This window comes from Gordonia sp. DT218 (assembly GCF_049847105.1).
Taxonomy (GTDB): Bacteria; Actinomycetota; Actinomycetes; order Mycobacteriales; family Mycobacteriaceae; genus Gordonia.
In genome coordinates this window covers 605,623-615,585 of sequence record NZ_JBNCNS010000003.1, presented here as the reverse complement: position 1 = coordinate 615,585, position 9,963 = coordinate 605,623, and the positions used below count along the sequence as shown (strand labels likewise).

Annotated in this window: 8 protein-coding genes; all 8 read right to left on the bottom strand. The window is 55.4% G+C overall.

Annotated features, from left to right (window positions below):
• Positions 1-34: 34 nt before the first annotated feature.
• The 8 genes from ACPXCG_RS14405 to ACPXCG_RS14370 all read right to left on the bottom strand — a co-directional run bounded on the left by ACPXCG_RS14405 (position 35) and on the right by ACPXCG_RS14370 (position 9,757).
• The gene (locus ACPXCG_RS14405; protein ID WP_425792632.1) at positions 35-1,462 is read right to left on the bottom strand and encodes a polysaccharide biosynthesis tyrosine autokinase; all 1,428 of its coding nucleotides are present in this window, start codon (positions 1,460-1,462) and stop codon (positions 35-37) included.
• A 9-nt stretch (positions 1,463-1,471) separates the two neighbouring features.
• Positions 1,472-2,569 (bottom strand): polysaccharide pyruvyl transferase family protein, encoded by a 1,098-nt coding sequence (locus ACPXCG_RS14400; protein WP_425792631.1) that lies wholly within the window; start codon positions 2,567-2,569, stop codon positions 1,472-1,474.
• Complete coding sequence (locus ACPXCG_RS14395; protein ID WP_425792630.1) at positions 2,566-3,300, bottom strand: glycosyltransferase family 4 protein; 735 nt, start codon at positions 3,298-3,300, stop codon at positions 2,566-2,568. The genes ACPXCG_RS14400 and ACPXCG_RS14395 overlap by 4 nt, the downstream gene beginning before the upstream one ends.
• A gap of 337 nt (positions 3,301-3,637) precedes the next feature.
• Positions 3,638-4,564, bottom strand: coding sequence for a glycosyltransferase (locus ACPXCG_RS14390; RefSeq protein WP_425792629.1), 927 nt, complete (start codon positions 4,562-4,564; stop codon positions 3,638-3,640).
• The gene (locus ACPXCG_RS14385) at positions 4,561-5,784 is read right to left on the bottom strand and encodes a hypothetical protein (protein WP_425792628.1); all 1,224 of its coding nucleotides are present in this window, start codon (positions 5,782-5,784) and stop codon (positions 4,561-4,563) included. Before ACPXCG_RS14385 ends, ACPXCG_RS14390 begins: the two co-directional genes overlap by 4 nt.
• An 80-nt stretch (positions 5,785-5,864) precedes the next feature.
• Positions 5,865-6,809 carry a hypothetical protein gene (locus tag ACPXCG_RS14380; RefSeq protein WP_425792627.1) on the bottom strand — a complete coding sequence of 315 codons (945 nt, stop codon included), beginning with the start codon at positions 6,807-6,809 and terminating at the stop codon, positions 5,865-5,867.
• A gap of 360 nt (positions 6,810-7,169) precedes the next feature.
• Positions 7,170-8,315, bottom strand: a complete 1,146-nt coding sequence (locus ACPXCG_RS14375; RefSeq protein ID WP_425792626.1) for a glycosyltransferase — start codon at positions 8,313-8,315, stop codon at positions 7,170-7,172.
• A complete protein-coding gene (locus tag ACPXCG_RS14370; RefSeq protein ID WP_425792625.1) occupies positions 8,315-9,757 on the bottom strand; it encodes a sugar transferase in 1,443 nt (480 codons plus the stop codon). The genes ACPXCG_RS14375 and ACPXCG_RS14370 overlap by 1 nt, the downstream gene beginning before the upstream one ends.
• Positions 9,758-9,963: the final 206 nt, after the last annotated feature.

Sequence of the window (9,963 nt, the reverse complement as noted above, 5' to 3'; positions counted from 1 at the left end):
GTATCCACTGCCCTACTCATCATCGACCGCTGACCTACTTCGGTGCCGACGAATCAGATTGACTAGCTGAAGAGCGTTCATACGAGTACCGGTACTCTGAAATCCTTGCCGATACCCCATTCAACACTACGCCAACAATACTTATACCGGCAGCGCGCATTTGAGCGCATGCGTTTGCCGTACTAGGCATACTAGAAGTGCCAGCGCGGGCCACGACGATTACACCGTCAACACTCCCTGCAATTACCGCGGCATCGGTCACGGGTATAATCGGCGGCGAGTCCACAACGACGAAATCGTACATAGACGACAGCGCCTGGCACATCGTACGAAACCGTTCAGAGCCTAGCAATTCAGCCGGGTTCGGAGGCAGCTGGCCGCTCGCAATAACATCGAACCCAAGGCCGCCCGCTGACTGAATAACGTCACCAAAGTCCGCTACACCACGCAAGATGTCCGTCAGCCCGACGTTAGTATTGACAGACAATCTTTCCGCTGCCTGAGCCTTCCGAAGATCGGCATCCACTAATACAACCCGCATCCCCGCCTCTGCAAGAGTAGATGCCAAGTTGCAGCAAGTGGTTGTCTTACCCTCACCTTCTAGTGCACTAGTAATAAGGAAAGAACGAGCCGGCTTATCGACGTTGACGTATTGTAGATTTGTCCGAAGCTTTCTGTACGCTTCCGAACTAGAAGTCCACCCCCTCGAAAAGTCGATCGCGCCCTTGGCGCCGATAGCCGAGTCAACAGGAATACTAGCCAACAATGGCGCGCCCGAAGCTAGAACTGCATCTTCTTCATTGCGCAAGCGGTTATCGAATCGATCACGAATCACAACAACCGCGATACCCACAAAGAGTCCAGCGAGCAACCCCGCTCCTAAATTCTTTGGAATCTTAGGCGAAGTCGGCGACGCGTTTGTAGTAGCGTCACTAACAATAGTGAGTCGGGCCAGAGAAGATCCTCCCGCCGCCGGAGTCTCCAGCTTGTCAACATAATCAACCAAAACGGAAGCTGACGCTCCCGCCAAAGACGCGGCCACCTGCGGATCGTCGCATACTGCACGCACTGACAAGAGGACTGTATCAGGTGCATATGACGCCGAAAGAGATTTGCCAGCCTCCTCGACAGACAAGCCCACACCCGAACGCAATACCGCCTCCCGTACGACAACCTCCGACTTCACCAACTTTGCATACGAAAGAACACGCTGCTGAGACGCCATCGAATTCTGGTACGCCGCATCCGACCGGTTATCTGCCCCTTCAACACTCACATATAACGTGACAGAAGCAGCGTATTGAGCAGTCTCGGTCAGGCTAATACCAAGAGCAATGCAACCGCCAAGCAGCAGAGACACCGCCACGACCCACCAATCCCGCCTGAGTACGCCCAACTGGCGTTTGAGCGGGTCTACCCCAACCCTCGGGGCCGAGCGGTCACTCATCAGTTCGTTTGCCATATTAATAACCTAACCAATCCGGATATTTGGACCTGCGGCCCCAGCAATAAGTTCGTCGAGGTACCGCGATCGAACTTTTAGGCGGTCTAGGTTCGCGCTTACGCGCGACCAGTAGTCTTGTGGATCGCGTTCAATGGCCTCGATCTTCTCAACGACATCGTAGAGACTCGAGCGCCTACAATTCAGTACATATTCAGGTATTCCTAGATCTTCAAATGCTCCCCAGCTCTTTCGCTCATATCCAAGGTGGACCGTCGGGAATCCACGCAAGAGCGCCTGGAGCGAACCATGGAGCCTAGTGCTAACGACTACTCGCGGCGCGCTATTCGTATCCAAGAGCAAGGACAACGGGCACGTGGGTCCAGATGCAAGGCGGCTCGACAGCCGAGAGTCATCGTTCCCGCGGCCAGTAGCTTGGAGCGCCCACTCAAATCGACCAGAAATCGACATTTCCTCGAGCAAATTGTTATACGAGCCAGCCCTGTGGATGTCCCGTGCCACCGCGATTGGCTTCCGGAACGATCCGCATTTTGGCTCCAACCTCGCATCGGCCAACGCCAAGACCGCCAAATCTGGAACACGCGAAACGTTCTGCAAACCGCGCAGAAATGCACGTGATTTATCATCGCGGACAAACACATGATCAATCTTGTTCAACGCGCGGCGCACGTGCTCGGAGACCACGCGTGGATACGGCCCAATGCTCTGAGGCAGGTATACACTCCCCACCCCAGCTTCGCCCACCGATTGCAATTGTGCGAAGTGAGCGACTTCGCTCTTGGCCCACTCAAGGCAGGTACTACCGCGGAGGTAGCCTCCGCCCACACCGACTATCAGACCTGCGGTCCGAAGCTCCTGGGCGACGCTCGTCGAGGGCCCTACCACCCTCGCACCAACAGTCGAGGCCACAAAGGATGACTCAGGCAACGAACCAAGACGGGATGTCCACAGCCTGGAATCGTATTCCAGAAAGGAACCCGGATCCTGCGCATATACCACAACATCTTCCCCCGGAAATATCCGCGACAAACGTGAAATCGTCAGGTCTACAAGTAAACCGTCACCGGAATTGGTCCGACTATAAGCATGGACGACAACGATAGTCATATAGACGATGCTCCATTCATCAAAAAATCAACCACGGCGCTCCTGGAACATTCGCTCGGCAACGATTTAATAGCGCGAGCGTAGTCGCCCTGGAAGGGCGGCCGACCCGAATCCGCCGCCTCGAGAATCGCTATAATATCCTCTTCGTTTGAGAACAGATGCATTGGACCATATTTAGACAGATCACGAAATGCAGTAATATTCCGGCCTATAACCGCGCGGCCTCGAGCCCACGATTCCCAGACAAAGACGGGTTCCAGTTCCGATCGGCTTGGCATTATGGCGAGGTGGCACCAGTCAATAAGGGGCTCAACGTTGTCGATGTGCCCTTTGAATACGACAGTATGCGGGCCGTCCGCCATGCGAGCAGCACGCGCACGTAGGTCGCTCTCAGCTTCACCTACACCAGCAATAACCAAATGAATCGGACGACGTACCCTGCTGAGAGTCTCGATTAGCGAGTCCAACCCCTTCTGCGGAACCAAGCGACCACAGAACAGCAGACGAAGAGGGTCGTGGACCCTATATTGTTGCGAGAACGAACCATCTACCCGGAGATCTAAAAGATTCGGGTCAAAGACCGCCGCTTCCTTCGATATAACTTCCGTTTTTACTAGATGGTCCAAAGCAGAAATAGACGGACTCGTAACGAACAATGCACGATTCAGCGCGCGACGCTGGAAATAGCTTTCGAGCTTTCCCCCCAACCCGCGCGAATCGTGCCACGGCATCTGGTGGATCGATGCTACGAATCTCCCCGCAAGCAAGCCTGGGTTTGCAACCATTCCTATCGATACATGACTGGCTCTGAGCAGCGAATAGACTAACAGAGACCTGTCAGCGTCTATAGCATTTGCGACGTACCTCGAAGCCCGATAAGCCCCTAACGCATTCCGGCGAAGTCCAAGATCGGTAACCTGCATACCAAAGTCTAGGATTCTATCGTGGTGCCGGGATCCCCGAAAGAGGATCAATATTCGAGTACCTTCCGGAGGTACGCGGTCGAGAATACCTTCTAGCGCTTTTTGCGCACCGCCACCTTCGAGCCATGGTACGATAATCAATCGCTCACTCATTTGGGGCCCATTTCTCAAGATCCTTGCGTAATCCCCATGCTCTGAGTACCCGAAGTCGAGCAAAGCGGGCCTCACGTGAGTGGGACGACGTTTGCGTCGGAACAACCAGACCCAAGAGCGTTACAATTAGAAACTCGGCGCGGAACAGAATACTTCCGTAGTAGGTCAAATGATAGGCAGACAAACGAACTGCCGAATCTGCGCGCGCACGTTCCACCAACCTCGAATGGTCGCGCTGCGACGACGCAGCGTCGTGAAATATTGCCGCAGTCGGAACCGCCAGCAGATTGAACCCGCGCTGACGGGCACGCAAGGACATATCCACGTCCTCGCCATACAGGAAGAACCTTTCATCATACGGGCCTAGGGACTCGAGAACGCCCCTATGAGCAAAGCAGGCACCACCACTCACTTTCTCCACTGGAATAATTGCACCGCCTGCGCTTCGGCGAAGCACTACCGAGTAGCGATGCCGGCGTAGCAGGCGGGCCGTGCTAAAAAGCCAGCACATCATCGCATCCACTTGCACAGCACATCGAGACCGCAGCCAACCAACATAAATGTCATTGGGAGATCGGCGAGCAACCGCCGTGCGGGCTAGAGCCTCCAGCGCGCCATCCTGGATCTCGGTGTCGGGATTGAGTAACAGTATCCAATCATTTCTTGCATCACGCACGCATCGATTCGCGGCCGCGCCAAATCCGATATTGTCACCCTCTAGCCACCTGTCACAGAGATTCTCGAATCGACGGCGCAGCTTGCTATTTGAGGAGTTGTCGCGAACCAAAATCTCGATATTCGCCAGGTGCGTACCTGTTTGATTCCGAACTGACTCTAGGCATCTTTGTAGCAATACCTCGTCGGTATTAAAAACTATGATCGCTACCGTTATACTTAGTGACTTATTTCCGTTACTCAATGGAAGGCCCGCCTAGACGATTTCGCGGCACCCATGGGTGCAGAGTTCCGATGCATCACCATCAGTCCTATTCCAACGCCTAGAGTGACACCAAGCGGTCTTGTGTATATCGCATCGAAGAATATCCCGGATATTATTGTTATAACCAAAATTGCCGCGCCAAACTCCTCCAATGGGTGCCCGCCCCTAGTCAGAGTGAATGAGGCCACACAGAATAGGGCTAATATCGATACAACTCCGATCGCTCCAAAATCCCAATAGACCGAGACAAACTGATTGTCGACAGTACTTAAACCGTATTGCGCCGGATTATCGATCAGAGCCTGCTCCAGGCTACGGCCGCCGTGACCAAATATTTCGCAGCTAAACCCGCAGGCATCCGGAAGAGAACGTACGACGGCGAAGCCATTTGAACGTACTCTGCCAGACTCAGACTCCGCCAGGCTGCCGTATTCGAATAGCCTACTCGCAGCGGCCCATCGCAGGTTAAGCGACACCGTTACTAAGAACCATGCAAACAAAGTAATCCCGAGTGTTACCGCGAGAATGTGTCTATATACGGCGCTCCGGAACGCTAGGAGAATTAAACCAACGAATATGAACGACACCATCAGGGCTGACCGTGTCCCTGTTGAAACAAGCGAAACCATCCAGGCGCACGCACAAACGACGACCCATATCCACTCCCGCCTTTTTGAGAAGTAGTAAATGCACGCGCCAGATATTGCCACAGAAAGGAACGCTGCCGGCACCGGTTGCCCGATCACGCCGCGTGCCCGAAAGTTTCCGGTCGATGCATAACTTGGAAATCGAAACTCGCCGAACATGGCGCTGTACCAGTGCACTCCAGTGAGACTCTCGGTCAACAGCACGATCGCCGCGAGACTCAGTAGCAGCACGGCTAGTCTCGGCGTAAAATTCTGCGCTATTAATATCCCGACTATTACTGGAAGGCATATATACATTCCACCTATCCCACCCTCGCGCCCGGCGGACGCCAACGGTAGAACGGCAAGGCAGATTAAAAAGAGGACAATCCAAGAGCTACAGGAGCCGAGTGACCGAAACGCTAGGAGTATCGCCAGTAGTAACGTAGCTGCCGATAGCAAATAGATTGCTCTCAATATCGACGTGGAAACGAATACAAAGTCTACCGGTACGGTGAGATATATCGTCGCAACCACCATCGGCAACGCCGACACCACCGGCTTGCGCCACACGCCGGCACTAGGCGGCTGCTCCGTACCTACTCCGTTCGCGTCCGGTCGTCGAATTGTTCTTGTATAGGCAGAATTCTGTATCATTCCGCTAGCTCCCGGTGGCGCGTCGTTCCCTCATGCCGTATTAATCGAGGTGCAACACTTATAAATATCGCCGACCATGCGGCCAGGCTGAGCCAGATTGAAAGTGTGACTCCCCACGCGGAGGAGTAATACAACGATACAACGATACCGATAACGCCTGTTATCGCGGAGGGCACCAAATACACGAGTTCGTATTCCGGCTTTCCCATTCCGGTAAGAATTAGCACGGGGGGCGCAGTCATTGCGTGTACGGAGTTGCAGATCAACAGGACAACGAGGAGGCAGAAGAATACTCCTAAACCATTTACGTTGGAAATCCGAACAAACAAGAAAGACAAAGCCAGTGCTCCAATACACCCGGCTCCGGTGATTCCGATGCCGATCCTGTTCGACCTTTTGGCCAGATTTTCTATGCCTCGCGTGCGCAGATCCCGCGTCGCTTCATGGACAAATCCTAGGCCGAGCGTTAGTAAGGCCGTTTTGGGTATAACGGCAAATCGCGCCGCTAAGTCGTAATTGGCCAAAAAGGTGCTGGTCGAGTTCACGGCGACAATCCATCTGTCGAACTGTGTGAATCCGAGGCTTATAGTCGCTGCTGCACCACGCGTGGTGGCAAACCTTTTGATCTCCGCAGCAAAGTCGATTGACGCTATCGCAGAATCATTCATCGCAAGCTCACCCGAGGACCTCGCATCTTCGGTGCGTGTGAAGTCGCGTAGGTACCACGCCAGGAGCGGCAGTCCGCTCACAAGCATTGAGGTAGGTATCGCTGCCACCCCGACTCCAACTTCGAGGAGAAGCCAGAGGCTTACCGACTGCAATGCCGCCTGCGCTATTAGATTCACTCCGCGCGACAGGAAGCGCTCGCGCCCTAGCGCAATTGCGGCGAGTACAACGAGGCCACTCCGGAGCGCGCCCCCAACACCGGTCAGAATTAGCATGATAGGCATGTGCGCTGGCGTGACTATGTCCAAATGCACGCTGTAGGGTCGCCATAAAATTCCGGCCGCAACCCCGACTGTAATAGAACACGCTGCTGACACGAGACACAGAGCTGCGAGCTGACGCTTCGTGATCAGACCTAGTCCCGCTGCACGGACCGCGAGACTAGGTCCGCCAAGATCAACTATAAGACCTACAGTCGCAATTGTGGCAAGAAGTGCCCATGCTGAGTACCCGGCGTCATCGAGGTACAGGCGCCCAAGCAGGGGGGTCAACATCATAATTGCTGATGACGCTACGGCCGGCGATCCGCTCTTGAGTAAGCGTCGATGGAAACTTGATCCGATTCGCATAGTTTTTTACCCCGACGATTTGGTGTCGACAGCATAGATAGCGTCCAGTGTTGACCGCGCCAATCCTGGGCTATTTTCTTCTACGACTGCGCGTGTTTGCGCCGTTACGGTTCGTCTATACTCATCTTGGCTAAAGAATCTCTTGACTGAACAACTGACTTGTTGATGGTCGCGCCCTCCAAGCGGATAACGTAATGACGCCATGGAAGGTATTGTGCGAGCGATAACTGGGCATCCCATTGTCGCTGCTTCAATCGCCGAGAGTGGAGCACCCTCCCAAGCCGCTGTGTGCAGATATAGGTCCGCGGACTCGACGATCTGCGCAACTTCGATTGGCGTGACCCACCCAGTCACTAATACTCCGGAATCCTCAAGGATTTTCTTGTATCCTTTATCGCCATCGCCGACCCAAATCATGTTGTAATCGTTTCCTAAATCCTTCGCTATGTTCGCGAAGAATATGGGGTCCTTCTGTTTTGACACTCGCCCGATTGTGATAATCTTCTTTTCTTTACCGGCTTTGGAGTTTTTCCGCTCGACGCTGGTAGTAGCCCCGCTAGCGTTGTAATTTGGAACTAACGCGGCATCAGCGTGGGTATTTAGAAATCTAACTATCTCTGCCTCTCGCGGACTAACGCATGCGTATACTTGCTTCTTTCGCGATAGCAGGAACTCAAGGGCCCAATACAAAGTCCGGATCAGACGAGTGTCGCCTCGTCTCTCCATTGCAAAACAGTGTGGAGAATATACGATTCGTCGCCGTTCATCCAGCCATGCCCGCATTATCCCCGCATATGATGAATGGAGATGTATGACATCCGGAGCAATGTCTTCAATGTGTCTAGATGCCGCGCGGTAAAAGTTGAGCATTCCGCCGCGATACTCGACAACACTCACCGTTTCGGGCCATTCTTGCGTGTGTTGCCCTTCTCGAATCCGCGCAAAGATGACATGGTTGGCTTGGTTCGCGGCTTGAGAATAATTGTAGATTGCTGTGTGTATACCTCCTCCGAGAGCTTCGCTCACATGCAGAATAGTCCTACGATGATCCCTTTGTATTGAAGTGTCGGATGCTTCCGTTGTGCTGACATTTGGCGAGCCATCTCCCGTTACATCGGTTCCGTGTTCTTCGTTCAGTGATACCCGCTTCATCAGTACGCGCCGTCACTTCCAATTACGGCCTTCGCCGTCTTCCACAAAATCAACGCATCCTGCATGATCGACCAGTTCTCTACGTATGAAAGATCCAGTCGCACAGACTCTTCCCACGAGAGATCGGACCGGCCGGAGACCTGCCAGAGCCCCGTCATGCCCGGCTTCACCAACATTCGCCGCGCCACTCGGCCGTCATACCGCTCCACCTCGTCGGGCAGCGGGGGCCGTGGGCCCACCAGGCTCATCGTTCCGCCCAGGACGTTGAACAGCTGCGGCAGTTCGTCCAGGCTGTACCTGCGGATGAAGGCACCCACCCTGGTGATGCGCGGATCGTCGCGCATCTTGAACAGCACACCCGACCCCTCGTTCAGACTGCGGAGGTTCTCCTTGAGCACATCTGCGTCCTGCACCATCGAACGGAACTTCCACATCCGGAAGGGTGTGTTGTTGATCCCCACGCGAGTCGCCCGATAGAACACCGGCCCCCGCGAATCCAGCTTGATCGTGATGGCGACGGCGGCCAGGACCGGAGCGATCACCAGCAGGATTAGCACCGTGCCGGCGCGGTCGACGATGGCCTTGCGGAAACGGTTGGCACCCTCGTACCGCGGCTTGTCGATGTGCAGCAGCGGCAGTCCGGCCACGGGTCGGAGCATCATCCGTGGGCCGGCAATGTCTGTGACGCCAGGTGCAACCAGCATGTCGACGTCCCGGCCCTCGAGGTCCCACGAAAGATCCTGCATTGCCTCGTGCCCGAGAGCTTCGGCTGAAGTGACCGCAACGGTGGTGGCACCACAGCGATCAACGGCCGCACACACGTCGTCGAACGATCCGAGCATCGGAACCCCCTGACCGTCCACGTCAACGTCCGCACGACTCGCAGTGCGCTCGGGCACACAGATTCCCACAACCTTGTAACCGAGTGCCGGAGCGCTCAGCAGACGCTTGATGAGTGGGACGGCCGACCCAATACCGCCGACAACGAGTACCTGCTCGAGGTTCCGCAGATGCGTTCGCTGCCGGATGAGCCGGCGCCGCCACAACCATCGTGAGACCAGAAGCCCGACGGTGCCGATCGGCAGTGCGATGGCAAGAAATCCGCGCGCGATGTTCAGCTTGAAGAGCAAGTCCACCATGGCCAGCACACCGAACACCGACAGGCAAGCCGTCACCACCCGGCTGTATTCCTGTGACCCCGAACCGATGATGCGTCGATCGAGAGTATGCGTCGCGCGCAGGGCGCCAATCCAGGAGACGACGAGAACCGCCGTGACCAAGCCCGCCGGCAGTCCCTCACCGTTGGTTGCCGTGTTGTCGGTGCCGAACCGCACCCACTGCGCAATCACCACGGACGCAACGACTATCGCGGCATCTGACCATGCAACCCGCTCCAGGTAGCCGTGCACCCAGGAGCGCGACCGCTCGCGCGGCCGAGTCACGAAGCGTAGGCGCGCGACAGCGCCCTGCGTCCTCGTGAATTGGGCGCGCGCCTCTAAGGCCGGGTCACCGGGCACGATTCCTCCTGCTTGCTGAGGACAACACCAGTGATGTCCAGGCGCACTGAATGGTTGTCGCGGACCGTGCCACGTGAACCGGGACTGCCCGTTCCTCGACTACCTGAGAGCAGGTTAAGTCACGTGTCCGA